The organism is Microbulbifer maximicatervae (SeqCode), assembly GCF_052467305.1.
The window spans coordinates 1,156,460-1,170,887 of record NZ_CP174306.1 but is presented as its reverse complement, the minus strand read 5'-3'; the positions used below and the strand labels follow the sequence as shown (position 1 = coordinate 1,170,887).

The following is a 14,428-nucleotide window of genomic DNA, read 5'->3' as shown; positions in this document are numbered from 1 at the left end:
CCTACCAAGCTTCAGTGAAAAGAAAAACCAGAAATAAGATAAAGTGAGAGGCGAAGGAGATTAAAAAGTAAAGTTATAGTTACAATGGTTGATGTCGTGATAACTTGGGAGGCTATATTTCAAGAAAAATAGTTTCTTGCACTCCCCCAAAAAAACACATAAAGACAAAAGCACAGCAAAAAGGGACATATTGTCGAAAACGAGCAATAAAACAGAGTAAATTAAAATAGAAACGCTAAATAAATTAGCTCATTCATAATCGAAATGTAAATGCGTAAAAGTAAAACGATTGAGATGTGATTTTTGGCCTTTGACCACTTTTTCACACTCTTAAAATGGTGAACCAGCTCTTTCATCAAGTAAAGTAGCTGTGACACTTATCAATAAGCGGTCCTCCCGTTCATTAAATATCAGGTCGGTTATACCCAACCTAAAGAATACCACTGCATTGACCAGAATATCCGACCCCAAGCCATCAGTTAGCAAGCCCTTACAAATACAGGCAACCTCATTAGGGTTAATAATATCCATGGAAATGGTCTAATAACCATATTCAGCACACGGAAATTTAATATAGAAATCAAATACTGAAGCTCTATTTTTACAAAATAAATCGGCTATAGGGGTAGAGGTAAGCACCTCCACAGAATTGCGAATTCCTGCCATCTTAGCCTTGGCAAACAACCCATAACACCTACTCATAAAGCCACTTGATGCCATCAGTAGCAACCTGAGCTGCCCGCTAGTTAATTTCTGCAGAAAACTCATTGATTCACAACCCCACACAGGAGGTAGTGGATAAAAAATAGTCAGCAAGAGAAGCTGGAAATTAACCAATTCCTGGGCTTGGAAGAAAATGTGGCGCCACATCGCCAACCCCAAATGATAATAATTTTTATTTGCGTTTAGTGCCTGACTGGGGTAGTCTAGTGCCCCATCATTACTTCTTCTTAAAAATTAATATCGGGGATAGACCCTATATATATTGCTTAAGTTTAGAAACACAGGGACTGTCATTACTGCTGTCATGAACTCAAATTTATTTTCTCTTACCGCTCCAATTCTTTTTGGGCTTGACAGCCAGCCGCAAAGTTCGAAGGTAAAGAAGCAATGGGTGAGCAGCTATCGCTTAATTCCCATCATAAAAACATGGATCGGTTCCAACTGGGAAGCGACGCTAACTCACATTGATAATGAGAACCAAATACAGCACCATGGTCAAACAAACAGCCTATGTGATACCCAATATTTCACAGGCAATACCTTTGGTAATTTGAAGGTTAGTATTCTAGATAAAATACTTGCCTCTATGGCCGGGACTCTTTATTTTTTCTCTGCAACAGTTGGTATTGTTATCGCTAACCCTCTAGGATCAAATGGCTTAAAGAGTGCGGTATATGAAAAAATCACAGAGAAGAACCTCTCCGCCAAGCACCTCCCTCAAGACGAAAAAATATAGATACTGAAGAAGCTACGACATCATGAACCAGGGCCCCTTTAGTGATAGTTACAACTCAATATCTGCGTTTTTAGGTGGGTTTCAAAATATCGAGTCCAATCACTTTTCTGGTTGCCTGATAGAAACCACTTTTAGCGTGAGAAACTATTGTGACTCGTTTTTTGAACTGCTTAATATTCCTTTTTCAGATGCATTAAACAACGCAGTCCCGTCCCGACAGGCCGAATTTCTTGCTGGGCGAGCCTGTGCTCACTTTGCCCTCAGCAAGCTGGGTATGCCGGTAAAAGAAATCCCTGTAGGGAAGAACCGCTGTCCAGTTTGGCCAAAGGGTGTACAAGCTTCTATTACCCATGCTAGCAACCGAGCAATCTGTGCAGCCAGCACTACGTCTAAAGGGCTTGGAATTGATTATGAAACAATTATTTCAGATAAAACTGCCGAAGAAATCAAACATAATATAGTCAGCAATTCAGAAGTAAGGCTACTATCAGAGAGCAGTTTTCCTCTGGAACAGTGGCTAACAATAGCTTTCTCAGTGAAAGAAAGCTTTTTCAAGGCGCTATACCCAAAAGTCGGAAAGTACTTTGACTTTCTGGATGCTGAAATTACTGCACTATCGCCCCAGCAACAAAAGTTAGAACTAAGAATTTTGCAGGACCTCTCCCCCAGAGTTCTCAGTGGAAGCACCTATACAGCCACCTATCAACCCCATCAAGACGGCATATTAAGTATCGTTGAATATTAATCACCACCGACTATACCGACAGCACTTCCGTTAAGAAGAGAAGGACCATTTTATGTCTGACGTTCCAGCTATTCTGAGCGCACGGACTCATATGAAACTCCTGGGTAATGACGAGCTAATCCAAAAAATGCCCTGCCCGTCTGATACAGCTTTAGCGATCGAGCAAACTCGCCACCAGGTTGTCAGAATACTAAGCGGTGAAGATGACCGCCTACTGGTTGTGGTCGGTCCGTGCTCAATTCACGACCCTGAAGCTGCGCTAGACTATGCGCAAAAACTGTCTGAAATTCAAAACCAGTTTGAAAGCAATCTTTGTCTTGTCATGCGTACCTATTTTGAGAAACCGCGTACCACCGTAGGCTGGAAAGGTTTTATTTATGATCCTCATTTGGATGGCAGCGCCGATATGCATACCGGGCTCACCAAAGCCAGGGAGTTATTGCTCAACATCAATGCACTGGGACTAGGTACTGCCACTGAATTCCTGTGCCCTCTGAATGTTCTCTACATAGCAGACTTGATTTCCTGGGGAGCTATCGGCGCTCGTACCACGGAGTCACAAACACATCGGGAATTAGCCTCTGCACTTCCCTGCCCTATCGGATTTAAAAACAGTACTGACGGAAATGTCAAAGTTGCAATAGATGCAATTCAGGCAGCTCAATCTCAACAGATATTCTGTACCACAATCCACAATGGAAAACTTGAAGCTATTCAGTCTACAGGCAACCCTAACTGCCACTTAATTCTTCGTGGAGGAAGAAGGCCCAATTACCATACTGAGGACATAGAACAGGCGATATCTCAGCTTGACTATGCCTCGCTCCCCACCGGCATTATGGTGGATTGCAGCCACGGCAACAGTCAGAAAATACACAGCAATCAAATGGGTGTTGCGAAATCTCTCTGCGATCAAATTAGTACAGGGCAAAGAAATATTTCAGCAGTAATGATTGAGAGCTTCCTCGAAGAAGGGAGCCAAAAAATTTGTCCCTGGGACAAAATGACTTACGGACAATCGGTTACTGATGCTTGTATCGGCTGGAAGGATACTTGTCAGGCATTAGAGATACTTTCTGAAGCCGTTGTCAGACGTCGCCATCTATTTACCACCTCCCACAATATGGGAATGGAATTAACTCAAAGTGCTATGTAATAGTACTTCAGACATATTTAAGTTACCGATCCCCTGAAGTTATAGCGGCACTGGCAAAACAGTGCCAACTTTTTCAGTTTTTGGCGCAGATTCTATTTGCAAGTAATTCATTCCAATAGATATGGTCTGAATTCACAACGATCCCAGAAAGAAAATAAGAAAACACAGTGATGTTAAATTTATTTACTTTAGAGTGTAAGAAACATCTCATGCCAACTCAAGCCACCATGAGTAGAATCAGATTTGCCTTGATGAACAAACCCATATTTAGAATACATACCAACAAGCTCATCCTGACATATCAGATAAATTCTCTTTTTCCCTAGCTCACTCATAGAGCTAATAAAACCGTTTAATAGCTTATTTGCCATACCCTTACCTTGATATTTGGGGTGAACCACCAGGGACATAATAACAATATTTTCTCCACTCGAATCATGGCCTACCAACTCTTTAAACTCTTCATTAGACAACTCTACGTTATGAGTTGCTCCTGAATTAATAAAACCTATAACTTCCTTATTATTCTCTATAACAAGGAAACCTTCAGGGTAAGTCAAAATTCGCTTTAAAATCTTTTCTTTTGTTGCTGCCTCGTTACCAGCGTAAGATATAGATTCAATCTCAAAGCACCTAGCTAGATCCCTCTCATTCGCAGAGCGAATATTAATTTCAGACATCCTTGAGCAAAACTCCATGTTCATAAACCAAAATAAAGGTATCCCTCCTCTCAAATGTACCAGAGGGCATACGTATCAACAGTTATATCAACCTTATCTTTCGTAGTATATAGCCTTCAACCACTAGGTTATATTGAACTAAACTACCTTAGCCATAAGATAGACATCAGCATACTCACCATTTCGAAATGCATAATTTTTTGCAGTGCCTTCGACCTCAAATCCATACTTCTTATATAGACCTATAGCCTGTTCATTATTAGTATAAACCTCTAGCTCTATACGGCGAACAGCGAGTCAGTTAATAGATAGGTTGAGCATCGCCTCCAACAACTTTGAGCCAACCCCACTCTTTTGATGCTCTTCACTTACTGCCATACCTATATTTGAGACATGCTTTCGCCTTGGATTCGAGAACACCTCCATTCCAATTTGGCCGACGATCATCCCATCCAGAACAGCTACAATGCTATAAAAGTTATCGGGGATATTCCCCAGAAACTTTTCCCATTTATCTATTGGAGGGTATGGGACTTGAAGTGTTCCCGCATAGCAGGAAGACTGAGCATATATATCTTTAATTTCAGGAATATCTTCTTTTCTACTATGTCTAATTTCTATACTCATAGACCGACTCTCCCATCACTTAATACTTGAAACCAAGATCTACAACTCTCTTATCCTTTCCTATAACAACAAAACCTTCGTGGTAGGTCAAAATTTACTTCAGAATTTTTTCTTTTGTTGCAGCCTCGCTGCCAATTTAGGACACAGACCCAATCTCAAAGCACCGATCCAAATCCAATCAATTTACAATGCGAATGTAAACTCTAGACATCCTTGACAAACACTCCCTTCAAATAGATCTAAATAAAGAGAGATATCACACCACCTCCATCATCGGAGATACATGCAAGGCTCACAACCCCCATATACGCTCAATCATGGCGTAACCCTTCGGGTCATATTTTTTCAAGTCAGTCCGATTAAATGGATAGTAATTTCCACCTACAAAATAGATAGCTGATAATTCGGAAAAGTACTCTTTTTCATTTTTTGATGCATATGCAGGCTCCAGAATTCGGCCTTTTACATCTTCTTGTGCTAAATAGAGGCTACTCTGCCTGGATAACACCCAGGCATCTTTCAGCAATCTATAATTTGTAGGCCAGTCCTCATAGTGCCAAGCATGCGCCAGCTCATGCATTATACTTTTGTTTACCCAAAGATCAGGAAGCCAGAGAAAATTATCCACGTTATATATTACAACTGCATGGGACCAACGCCTGTCACCGAGCAACAGTGTCGAGTCCCCATTCTTTGGAAAATAACGCAATCCGCCCTTCTCTCCCCCGAATTCTGACTCATGACCGAGCATTATGTAGAAATCTGTGTCTTTTAGGTAGTTATGGCTAGAAACTGGTATCTTATTAAAAATTTGCTCAAGGGTGCTGCTTAATCTATCTAACGCCCGACTTAGCTTCTGCTCATCTTTAGCTGTCTGCGAAGATTCAATGAAAATCGTGTATGCCCCACTTCGTTCCTCATACTTTCTTTCAGGATAGCGATAATTTACCCTCTTATCTTTTTTATGAACTAAGTGAACGCTAGAAACTTCAGATCCACATTTATTTCGATCATCGGTATAAATAACCACCCCATTTAGCTCACAAGAAAAAACCTCAGCATTAGAAGAGAGGGAAACAACCAAAGATAAAGTTACGACCAAAAATTTTATCATTATGAGCTAACCTTAGGGCGCCTAATAGTATATTTGTAAGCAGATTTATTATATCACCTACCAACAGAGTTCAGAAAGGAAAAGCAACAAATCGAGGTCAGCCCCATAATTCAACTTATTTATGAACGCTTATAAAAGTAGTACTATTGTAGATATATCCCTGACCAACTGCATCTACACATTTACTCTTGATTACCTGAAAACACCGATATAGATCACCAAGTTAACGGTGACTCTGTGATTATATGTATACCTGTTCTTAATCTTTAGAGGTCATCGTATACATAAGTAAATAATATTAAAGTGTACTATTCAGATCAACCTACATAATCGAATCATTAGTGGTCAGTGCCCGCTTAACACGGGTGATTCATAGAAAATTATTATTGGCCTTTAGATATATATCTGACTTGGTGGCCCTAAGACTCTTACACTTATACGCTAAACCCATAGGAAATAGGAGGTAGGTGGCAGATCCACCTACTTAGCGAAGTAAAATCAGTATCCAGCAGCCTTATAGGGACCAAAGTTCTTACGATAAACAAGTAACGTTCGCTTGTAGGCACAAACCCATTCACCATGTTGATTTTGAGCGCGGGAATATATGCTGAGCAGCCCCTGTTCAGGCCTTGATTTTGACTCCCTCTTGGAAAGTATCTCAGACTCGAAGTATAAAGTATCTCCTACATAAACTGGCTGCAACTCACAATCACTCATCTCCAAGTTAGCTACAACCTTTCCAAACGTCCTAGTTGTATGCGCCATTGCACTTAAAACAAATGTCTCCAATACTCGCTGCCTATCACCATAAACTCGACGCGCATAAACCTTATCAGTGATAAACGGGCTGAGATCGAATGAGCGAAGTGCATAGTCGACACAGCTAGCTTCGGTGAAGGTTCGGCCTGGGCGATGCTCGAATATTTGCCCCACTTCAAAATCTTCAAAGTCTATTCCGACCGTTTCTATATAAACGTTATCTTCTACTTCCCGCAAAAAATTAAATGACTCTTTCATTGAGGTCACCTAAATATGGAAAATGGAAATTTAGTAGCCGTTCGCAGAGAAAGGCAGGTGATTGCGTTTGAAGATCAACATGTCACACTGCATTTCGCAAATAGTCTTCTTGTCTTGATTCTTTCCATATATAACAATTTCTACCAGCCCCGCGTCGTCATACTCACTACCTGCCTGGACTTCGAGAACCTTACTCTCAGAATACAAGGTATCACCGCCATAAGCGGGTGCCACCATGGAAATTTTTCTCCAACCAACAATTTTTTTCCGTCGATTGTAGGTCTTCCAGATCAAACCCATTAGCTGTTGAACCGCTAAAGTAGTATCGATTAACGGCTTACCGAATTCAGTTTGGGCGGTGTAACACTCATCAAAATGCATCATGGCTTGATTTAAAGTCTTGATGCACTCTTCCTTATTATCGTGCTGGCTAATGGTAACGCCAGGCCTATGGTGAAAAACCTGCCCTACCTTAAAGTCTTCAAAATCGAGACCGTAACGCTCTCGATAGCGATTTTTACCGGTTTTTATATACGCAGGAAAATGATAGCGGGGCATAGAAACCTCTTGCCTTACCGTAAGGCTCCGGTGAGTTTGGCTCTGCTACAGTACGGTCACAATCCCTTCGAGGCCGCCACAGTTTTCAGTGCCCGCTCAACCACGGGCATATCCACCATCTGTCCATCAACTACAAGAACTCCACCATGATTCTCTTTATAAGCTTTCAGTACTCGCTGAGCATGAGAGAGCGCCTCACTAGATGGTGCCAACCCTTGGTGAATCGGTTTAATTTGCTTTGGATGGATGGCTATTTTTCCAGAAAACCCCAGGGCGGAGACCCTCTGTGTTTCCTCAATTAGGCTTCTTTCATCATCCAGCTCCAAATAGGGGCCATCTACAGCATCAATGCCTGCAAATGCGGCAGCCTGAACCAGCCGCCCCCTGCCATATAAAAGAGCATCCCAGCTCATATCTGACCCCACTGTTGCACTGTAATCAGCCGCGCCAAAGGCCAAGCAAACCACCTCCTCTACCTGGGCAATACTCAACGCATTCTCCAAACCTTTTGGGGATTCAATCAGGGCTATTATTCGAATCGTTTTATGGGAGGGGGCCATAACCTGGCAAAAACCAATCACTTCTTCTGCTGATTGAACCTTGGGAAGAATCACAACATCTGGCAGTTGCGGCAGATCTAGCAGCATCAACATATCCTTGATGCCGCAATCGCTGTCGAGCTGGTTGATTCTCAACGCGCGCTGAGTGGGAATAATATCCTTTCCTGTAAAGAAATTGACCACCTGCTCCCTTGCAGTATCTTTATCTTCCAGGGAAACGGCATTTTCCAAATCCACACAGGCAATATCGGCTCCGCTGGCCATTGCTTTTTCATAGCGATCCGGCCGGGTCGCAGGGACAAACAGGACGCTGCGAAAATACTTACTTCTGTTAATGACACTACCCATCTAGCGGCGCCCTCTCAACAAATTGACAGATAGCCGGATATCCGTTCCCGGTGCCCTTCTCTACAACCGGATTCCAAGCCAATCCAGTAGTTCACCCAAAAGACTAGCAACTCTGTATTAAATCGCGACACTCACCTTCAGTGAGCCCTGCCTGTCAGAGGGTCACTAAAATACGGATGACCGACTATTCCCAATATCTACCAGCCAATCCCATCGAATTTACAACTCCTGCTCTATGCTGAGGAATACGGCGTATCTATATTTAGTGGATTATTCCGACATGTTACCTCTCTCAGGATTGCGGATTGTGGCGGTGGAACAATATGGTGCAGGCCCTTTTGGCACCTTGTACCTGGCAAATCTTGGAGCGGAAATCATTAAGGTCGAAGATATCTCCCACGGGGGGGATGTAGGCCGTACCGTAGGCCCTTACTTCTTGGAAAATGAACCAGGGGATAATAGCAGCCTTTTTTTCCAGGCTTTCAATCACAACAAACGCAGTTTATCCCTCAACCTTTCCTCTCCCCAAGGGCAGGAAATCTTGCACAAATTAATTCTTAGTGCAGATGCACTGACCGACAATCTGCGGGGAGACGTACCGGGCAAGCTGGGTATTACTTACAAAAAACTGGGAAAGCTGAACCCCAAGATCGTTTGCGCACACTTGACTGCCTACGGCCGTAGTGGCGATAGGGCCAAGTGGCCGGGATATGATTACCCCGTGCAGGCAGAGGCAGGCTATTTCAAGCTAACTGGTGAACCTGACAGCCCACCTGCCCGGTGCGGCCTGTCCCTGGTAGATTTATCCACCGGGGTGGCTCTCGGACTGGCCGTTGTTTCCGGTGTGCTTAATGCCAGGGAAACTGGCAAGGGGCGAGATATCGATGTCAGCCTTTTTGATAACGCTTTATATAATTTAAGTTATGTGGCCATGTGGCAGTTAAATGCGGGGCACAACCAAAAGCGGGTGCCGCGATCAGCACACTTTTCCCTAAGCCCTTGTCAACTTTATAAGACAAAGGACGACTGGATTTACCTGATGTGCAATAAGGAAAAGTTCTGGAAATCCCTGTGTCAATGTATTGAACATCCGGAATTAGCTGACGCACCCAAGTTTGTAAATTTCAGGGAGCGCAGGAAAAACCAATCGGAGTTAACCGAAATACTGGATGAGATACTGTCAAAAAAAGATACCGTAGAGTGGCTAAAAATTTTAGCTGGCCAGGTGCCAGCCGCACCGGTATATGACGTTGAGCAGGCGCTAACAAACCCCTTTGTTTCCGATACCGACCGCATCCAAACAATACCCGGTGATCACGGCAAGGATATTAAAATACTGGCACCGTCAATTCGCTGTGATGGAGAGATGGTTAATTTCAAGCGGGCACCTACCCTGGGAGAAGACACCAAGGATATCCTGGCTGAGCTTGGCTATTCCGGGGTTGAGATAGCCAAGCTCGCCAAATACGGCATCATTTGAAAGAACTATTGATCATCGAGAAGCTGAAAGCCCTCTGCCAATAGTTGCACCTGCAATTGCGACCACTGATCCTGGGGGAGTGAAATTGGCACAGTGACGTTACTGACATATTCCGCCTGCCCACAATTCCCCAGGTGACGCCCCACTAAAAAGCGCAGGCGGGCTTCCTGGGCAAAATCACAGCGAACCAAAACATGCATCAGGGGAACAAAGGGCTGCAATGGAATATCTTGCAGCGCGGCACCTACCGCACCACGATAGGCACGCATCAAGCCACCCACACCAAGCTTGGTGCCACCAAAATAGCGGGTCACTATAGCGCCCACATTGCCGACGCCCTGCTTCAGCAACAATTCCAGCATTGGCCGCCCCGCGCTACCACCGGGCTCGCCGTCGTCATCTGCTTGCATTACTTCCGGGTTGGAAGGATTGCCGATCACCAACGCGGTACAGTGGTGGCTTGCATCGGGATATTGAGCGCGGACAGTTTCCAGCTGCTGCTGAAAAGCCGCTTTATTCTCTACTGGCCCCAGCCAACAAATAAAACGGCTCTTCTTTTCTTCTGTCTCACTGACAACGGGAGATGAGGGAATCTGATAACTCACCGACAATATCGTCCCAGCGCTGGTTTTTTAATTTTTCGTACAAAGGCTGGAGCTTGGTCTGCCAGACTTTATTGTCGACAACGCCAACGTGTTTGCACCGAATAGTCCCTTCGGAATCCACCAGGAAAGTTTCCGGCGCACCGAAAACACCCAGATCCAGAGCCAAACGGCCATCTCTATCGGCGAGGCTATACAAGTAGGGATTGTGGAATTTCTCCAACCACTTGATTGCTGCCTCATCCTCATCTTTGAGGTTAACGCCAACGATCGGCACACCCTGCTCAGCCAGAGCATTCAAATAGGGGTGCTCTACCCGGCAAGCTACACACCAAGTGGCCCACACATTCATCAAATGCGGGCCATTGGGAAGATCTTTCTTCTCTACAATTTGGCTGTTATCCGCCACTTTTTGCAAAGAGAATTCCGGCACAGGTTTATTCAGCAGGGCCGATGGCATTTCCTGTGGGTTCAGGTAGAGGCCCCGCCAAAATAACAGGGCCAGCACGACAAATATTACCAGGGGCAAAAAGAGTTTGAGTCTAGACATTATCCTTTCCAACTATTACGCCGTAGCAACATTGCCTGTAACTTCTATATCTACAGGTTTAGCGGCTTTCGCTTTGCGATAGCGCTTATCCGCTACAGCAATAGCTCCACCAATCGCCATCAGAAGCGAGCCCAGCCAAATCCACACCACAAAGGCTTTGTACTGAAGTCGCACAGCCCAATCACCGCTTGGGTTAGACCTGTCCATCGGCTCACCGAGGGCCACATAAATATCGCGGAAGAGTCCGGTATCGATCGCCGCCTCTGTCATGGTGTTGCCACCAGACAGGTAATTGCGCTTCTGGGGATGCAGCTCTGCTACCGGCTTCCCGTCCTTGCTGACATGCAATACACCTTCAAAGGCCCGGTAATTAGGCCCCTGAACCATACGAACACCGTCAAATTTGAAGTCGTAACCGGAAACCTGGAAGCTGTCCCCAGCCCCCATACGCACATCTTCCTCAATGCTGTAAACGGTAGTTAGTACTACCCCCAACACCGAAACTGCCAGGCCGATATGTGCGATATGCATCCCGTAGTAACTGGCTCTCTGACGCTTAAGGCCGGCAAAGAATGAGCTGGAGTTGCGGGTTTTAGCCACGATATCAGCGAGGCTGGAAGCAAAGACCCAGATACCAATGAAGATTCCGAGTGCCGCTCCCCAGTGGAAATCTCCCAGGGCCAGGGTCCACAGCAACGCAACTACCAACGAAGCGACAAATGGCAAACGCCATGCGCTCAGCAGTTTGTCCCAGCGGCTGTCTTTCCAGTTGGCGCGCACGCCCATACCCACCAACAGGCAGAGAACAACCATCAGTGGCACGAAGAAAAGATTAAAGAAGGGCGGCCCCACACTCACCTTGCCCCAGTTCATGGCGTCGGCCAGCAGCGGGTAAAGAGTACCGGTCAAAACCATGCCCATAATCAGCATCAACAGGATGTTATTGCCAAGCAGGAAGGTTTCCAAAGAGCGGAAAGAGAAAACACTGCGAGCGCTGACTGTCGGTGCGCGCAGGGCAAATAACAGCAGCGAAGTGCCGACAATTACAGCCAGGAAGCCCAGAATAAAGCTGCCTCGCAGTGGGTCAGTAGCAAATGCATGCACCGAGGTAATCACCCCTGAGCGCACCAGGAAGGTGCCGAGCAGGCTGAGACTGAAAGCGAAAATCGCCAGCAGGATAGTCCAGCTCTTAAACAGCCCACGCTTCTCAGTTACCGCCAAGGAGTGCATCAAGGCAGTCCCTACCAACCAAGGCATCAGGGATGCATTCTCAACCGGGTCCCAGAACCACCAGCCACCCCAGCCCAGCTCGTAATAAGCCCACCAGCTACCCAGGGCAATACCCAAGGTCAGGAAGCCCCAAGCCACAGCCGTCCAGGGTCTTGCCCAACGGGCCCACACCGCATCCAGCTGTCCACCGAGCAATGCCGCAATAGCAAAAGCAAAGGCTACTGAGAAACCCACATACCCCATATAAAGCAAGGGCGGATGGAAAATCATACCCGGGTCCTGCAACAGCGGGTTCAGGTCAGAACCTTCCATCGGCGGGAATGGCAGGGTGCGATCAAATGGGTTGGAGGTAAATAGAATAAACAGGAAAAACCCGATCAGTACAAAACCGAGTACGGATAAAACCCGCGCGGAAAGCTCTGGGGGCAGCTGCTTACCAAACAGCGCTACTGCCGCAGCCCAACCAGCCTGAATCAAAAGCCACAACAGAATGGAGCCCTCATGCCCACCCCATACAGCGGTAACTTTGTAATAAACCGGCAGGATACTGTTGGAGTTCTGTGCTACGTAATTAACCGTGAAATCACTTTGCACAAAAGAAGTGGTCAGGCAGGCAAAAGCGATCAGAACGAACGCAAAAATACCCAGAGCCAGCGGACGCCCCGCATCCATCCACACAGGGCGCGATGAATAGCTACCGGCCATCGGCACTGTTGCGAGAGCAACCGAAAGCAGCAAGCCGACAATTAACGCAAAATGGCCCAGCTCAGGGATCATATTTTCGCTCCATCGGAACAACCTTCATGGGAAACCATGGTGTCGGCTACTTCAGGTGGCGTATAAGTTTCATCGTGCTTGGCCAGAACCTGGTCCGCACGCAGAACACCGCTTGGCATCAACTGGCCGGTAATCACTGCTGCTTCGCCTTCGGCAAATAGATCCGGCAGGATTTTGTCAAAGACTACGGAGAGTTGAGCCTCGCCATCAGTAATCACAAACTGGACTTCCAGGCTATCAGTAGTTCGCTGCACACTGCCCGGGACAACACAGCCTCCCGCGCGAATCCGCTTTTCCACCGGGACTTCACCCGCTGCAAAGGCCTTGGGGGCATAGAAATAATCGATATTGCCACGCATCGCATAGGCTACAAAACCTACTGCTGCACTGGACAATACCACCAGGACAAGTACGAGTATCAGGCGTTGCTTGCGTACAGGGTGCATTGTCTAAGTCCTACTCCATAACTATTTAATTCTGTTGCGCTGATAGGTTCTCCATCGCCCTATCCGCTGGAACCCGGCAAATTGAAATTAAGCCGGTTCCTCTGCTGTTTCTTTCTTTGTGGTTACTGTGCGCTCACTCGCTGCCTGGCGGCGGCGCTGGGCAATTTTCTGCTGTCGCACCAGCTCTGCCTTCAGGCCGCGGCGGGCGATGTAAGGGTAGAGAGCCATCCCCGCGAGACTCAGGAAAGTCACCGCGTAGGACACCCACACAAATACACCGTGGCCGTCCATCGTTAGGAAATCAGCCAGGTTGGCAAATTGAAACTCCACTTTATCGACCTCCCGCCAGTTCTTCCTGTACCCACTTGGTGCGCATCTCGCGCTTGAGCAGCAGAGTGCGGGTGTGAGTCAGCAGGGTCCAGGCATACATACAGTAGAAACCGATAATCATGGTCAGCAGCGGGTAGAACATACTCGGATCAATACTGCTGGATTCGGTCAGGCGAATGGTCGCGGGCTGGTGCAAGGTAAACCACCAGTCTACGGACTTGTAAATAATTGGGATATTAACGGTGCCCACCAGAGCCAGCAGCGCAGAAGCTTTGTCGGCGACTTGCTCCCGGTTCACTGCGTGGGTAAGTGCCATAACGCCGACATAGAGAAACAGGAGTATCAGCATTGAAGTAATGCGGGCATCCCATACCCAGTAAGCACCCCAGGTAGGTTTGCCCCACACAGCACCGGTAAATAGCGAAACAAAGGTCAATACCGCACCGATCGGCGCGGCAGCGCGCATCACGGCAAAGGAGAGCTTCATCTTCCAGATCAAGCCGATAGCACCGCTGATCGCCATAATGTAGTAACCGGCCAGGGCCAGGAAGGCGGCGGGTACATGGATAAAGATAATGCGGTAACTATTGCCCTGCTTGGCATCTTCTGGGGCAAAACCCAGGCCCCAAACACTGCCTACAGCGAGCAATACAACACTAGCCAGCGCCAGCCATGGCAGCCAGGCTTCAGTTTTTTGATAGAACCAGCGGGGCGAACCCAGGCGGTGAAACCATTGCCAAGCCAAGAAA

General features: G+C 46.4%; 18 protein-coding genes. 4 read left to right on the top strand and 14 right to left on the bottom strand.

From position 1 onward, the window contains the following. Window positions 1-330 precede the first annotated feature (330 nt). A complete protein-coding gene (locus ACJJI4_RS05470; protein ID WP_444927344.1) occupies window positions 331-531 on the bottom strand; it encodes a Rossmann-fold NAD(P)-binding domain-containing protein in 201 nt (66 codons plus the stop codon). Between the two features lie 496 nt (window positions 532-1,027). Here ACJJI4_RS05470 and ACJJI4_RS05465 point away from each other — a divergent pair, with 496 nt between their 5' ends. The 3 genes from ACJJI4_RS05465 to ACJJI4_RS05455 are packed head-to-tail and all read left to right on the top strand — an operon-like array spanning window position 1,028 to window position 3,360. Continuing rightward, window positions 1,028-1,459: a hypothetical protein gene (locus ACJJI4_RS05465; protein WP_444927343.1), complete on the top strand. Its 432-nt coding sequence runs from the start codon at window positions 1,028-1,030 to the stop codon at window positions 1,457-1,459. A gap of 22 nt (window positions 1,460-1,481) precedes the next feature. Continuing rightward, window positions 1,482-2,204 carry a 4'-phosphopantetheinyl transferase family protein gene (locus ACJJI4_RS05460; RefSeq protein ID WP_444927342.1) on the top strand — a complete coding sequence of 241 codons (723 nt, stop codon included), beginning with the start codon at window positions 1,482-1,484 and terminating at the stop codon, window positions 2,202-2,204. 52 nt (window positions 2,205-2,256) lie between these two features. Then, window positions 2,257-3,360, top strand: coding sequence for a 3-deoxy-7-phosphoheptulonate synthase (locus ACJJI4_RS05455; RefSeq protein ID WP_444927341.1), 1,104 nt, complete (start codon window positions 2,257-2,259; stop codon window positions 3,358-3,360). 188 nt (window positions 3,361-3,548) lie between these two features. Here ACJJI4_RS05455 and ACJJI4_RS05450 read toward each other — a convergent pair whose 3' ends face one another. The 7 genes from ACJJI4_RS05450 to ACJJI4_RS05420 form a co-directional block, all read right to left on the bottom strand. Then, the gene (locus ACJJI4_RS05450) at window positions 3,549-4,040 is read right to left on the bottom strand and encodes a GNAT family N-acetyltransferase (RefSeq protein ID WP_444927340.1); all 492 of its coding nucleotides are present in this window, start codon (window positions 4,038-4,040) and stop codon (window positions 3,549-3,551) included. Between the two features lie 138 nt (window positions 4,041-4,178). Beyond that, a complete protein-coding gene (locus tag ACJJI4_RS05445; protein ID WP_444928219.1) occupies window positions 4,179-4,322 on the bottom strand; it encodes a GNAT family N-acetyltransferase in 144 nt (47 codons plus the stop codon). Between the two features lie 15 nt (window positions 4,323-4,337). Then, a complete protein-coding gene (locus ACJJI4_RS05440) occupies window positions 4,338-4,667 on the bottom strand; it encodes a GNAT family N-acetyltransferase (RefSeq protein ID WP_444927339.1) in 330 nt (109 codons plus the stop codon). A 292-nt stretch (window positions 4,668-4,959) separates the two neighbouring features. Next, window positions 4,960-5,781 carry a hypothetical protein gene (locus ACJJI4_RS05435; RefSeq protein ID WP_444927338.1) on the bottom strand — a complete coding sequence of 274 codons (822 nt, stop codon included), beginning with the start codon at window positions 5,779-5,781 and terminating at the stop codon, window positions 4,960-4,962. A gap of 498 nt (window positions 5,782-6,279) precedes the next feature. Continuing rightward, a complete protein-coding gene (locus tag ACJJI4_RS05430; protein ID WP_413665113.1) occupies window positions 6,280-6,798 on the bottom strand; it encodes a MaoC family dehydratase in 519 nt (172 codons plus the stop codon). Window positions 6,799-6,828: 30 nt separating this feature from the next. Next, on the bottom strand, window positions 6,829-7,356 hold the full coding sequence (locus tag ACJJI4_RS05425; protein WP_444927337.1) for a MaoC family dehydratase: 528 nt from the start codon (window positions 7,354-7,356) through the stop codon (window positions 6,829-6,831). 56 nt (window positions 7,357-7,412) lie between these two features. After that, window positions 7,413-8,264 carry an HpcH/HpaI aldolase/citrate lyase family protein gene (locus tag ACJJI4_RS05420; RefSeq protein ID WP_444927336.1) on the bottom strand — a complete coding sequence of 284 codons (852 nt, stop codon included), beginning with the start codon at window positions 8,262-8,264 and terminating at the stop codon, window positions 7,413-7,415. A 280-nt stretch (window positions 8,265-8,544) separates the two neighbouring features. Between ACJJI4_RS05420 and ACJJI4_RS05415 the strand changes: the two genes are divergently transcribed. After that, complete coding sequence (locus tag ACJJI4_RS05415) at window positions 8,545-9,744, top strand: CaiB/BaiF CoA transferase family protein (RefSeq protein ID WP_444927335.1); 1,200 nt, start codon at window positions 8,545-8,547, stop codon at window positions 9,742-9,744. Between the two features lie 5 nt (window positions 9,745-9,749). On the opposite strand, the gene ACJJI4_RS05410 is transcribed toward ACJJI4_RS05415, so the two are convergent. The 6 genes from ACJJI4_RS05410 to ACJJI4_RS05385 form a co-directional block, all read right to left on the bottom strand. Further along, on the bottom strand, window positions 9,750-10,349 hold the full coding sequence (locus tag ACJJI4_RS05410) for an IMPACT family protein (RefSeq protein ID WP_444927334.1): 600 nt from the start codon (window positions 10,347-10,349) through the stop codon (window positions 9,750-9,752). Then, on the bottom strand, window positions 10,312-10,896 hold the full coding sequence (locus ACJJI4_RS05405; RefSeq protein WP_444896644.1) for a DsbE family thiol:disulfide interchange protein: 585 nt from the start codon (window positions 10,894-10,896) through the stop codon (window positions 10,312-10,314). The genes ACJJI4_RS05410 and ACJJI4_RS05405 overlap by 38 nt, the downstream gene beginning before the upstream one ends. Window positions 10,897-10,911: 15 nt before the next feature. Continuing rightward, the gene (locus ACJJI4_RS05400; protein ID WP_444927333.1) at window positions 10,912-12,903 is read right to left on the bottom strand and encodes a heme lyase CcmF/NrfE family subunit; all 1,992 of its coding nucleotides are present in this window, start codon (window positions 12,901-12,903) and stop codon (window positions 10,912-10,914) included. Further along, window positions 12,900-13,349, bottom strand: a complete 450-nt coding sequence (locus ACJJI4_RS05395; RefSeq protein ID WP_282933516.1) for a cytochrome c maturation protein CcmE — start codon at window positions 13,347-13,349, stop codon at window positions 12,900-12,902. The genes ACJJI4_RS05400 and ACJJI4_RS05395 overlap by 4 nt, the downstream gene beginning before the upstream one ends. Window positions 13,350-13,436: 87 nt before the next feature. After that, window positions 13,437-13,679, bottom strand: a complete 243-nt coding sequence (gene ccmD, locus ACJJI4_RS05390) for a heme exporter protein CcmD (protein WP_444927332.1) — start codon at window positions 13,677-13,679, stop codon at window positions 13,437-13,439. Between the two features lies 1 nt (window position 13,680). Continuing rightward, the gene (locus ACJJI4_RS05385; protein ID WP_282933518.1) at window positions 13,681-14,424 is read right to left on the bottom strand and encodes a heme ABC transporter permease; all 744 of its coding nucleotides are present in this window, start codon (window positions 14,422-14,424) and stop codon (window positions 13,681-13,683) included. Window positions 14,425-14,428: the final 4 nt, after the last annotated feature.

Coding starts and splice junctions, on each gene's coding strand:
- ACJJI4_RS05430 (WP_413665113.1), bottom strand. CDS start 6,798: ATGAAAGAGTCATTTAATTTTTTGCGGGAAGTAGAAGATAACGTTTAT.
- ACJJI4_RS05400 (WP_444927333.1), bottom strand. CDS start 12,903: ATGATCCCTGAGCTGGGCCATTTTGCGTTAATTGTCGGCTTGCTGCTT.
- ACJJI4_RS05405 (WP_444896644.1), bottom strand. CDS start 10,896: ATGTCTAGACTCAAACTCTTTTTGCCCCTGGTAATATTTGTCGTGCTG.
- ACJJI4_RS05435 (WP_444927338.1), bottom strand. CDS start 5,781: ATGATAAAATTTTTGGTCGTAACTTTATCTTTGGTTGTTTCCCTCTCT.
- ACJJI4_RS05415 (WP_444927335.1), top strand. CDS start 8,545: ATGTTACCTCTCTCAGGATTGCGGATTGTGGCGGTGGAACAATATGGT.
- ACJJI4_RS05465 (WP_444927343.1), top strand. CDS start 1,028: ATGAACTCAAATTTATTTTCTCTTACCGCTCCAATTCTTTTTGGGCTT.
- ACJJI4_RS05460 (WP_444927342.1), top strand. CDS start 1,482: ATGAACCAGGGCCCCTTTAGTGATAGTTACAACTCAATATCTGCGTTT.
- ACJJI4_RS05450 (WP_444927340.1), bottom strand. CDS start 4,040: ATGTCTGAAATTAATATTCGCTCTGCGAATGAGAGGGATCTAGCTAGG.
- ACJJI4_RS05455 (WP_444927341.1), top strand. CDS start 2,257: ATGTCTGACGTTCCAGCTATTCTGAGCGCACGGACTCATATGAAACTC.
- ACJJI4_RS05420 (WP_444927336.1), bottom strand. CDS start 8,264: ATGGGTAGTGTCATTAACAGAAGTAAGTATTTTCGCAGCGTCCTGTTT.
- ACJJI4_RS05470 (WP_444927344.1), bottom strand. CDS start 531: ATGGATATTATTAACCCTAATGAGGTTGCCTGTATTTGTAAGGGCTTG.
- ACJJI4_RS05425 (WP_444927337.1), bottom strand. CDS start 7,356: ATGCCCCGCTATCATTTTCCTGCGTATATAAAAACCGGTAAAAATCGC.
- ACJJI4_RS05395 (WP_282933516.1), bottom strand. CDS start 13,349: ATGCACCCTGTACGCAAGCAACGCCTGATACTCGTACTTGTCCTGGTG.
- ACJJI4_RS05440 (WP_444927339.1), bottom strand. CDS start 4,667: ATGAGTATAGAAATTAGACATAGTAGAAAAGAAGATATTCCTGAAATT.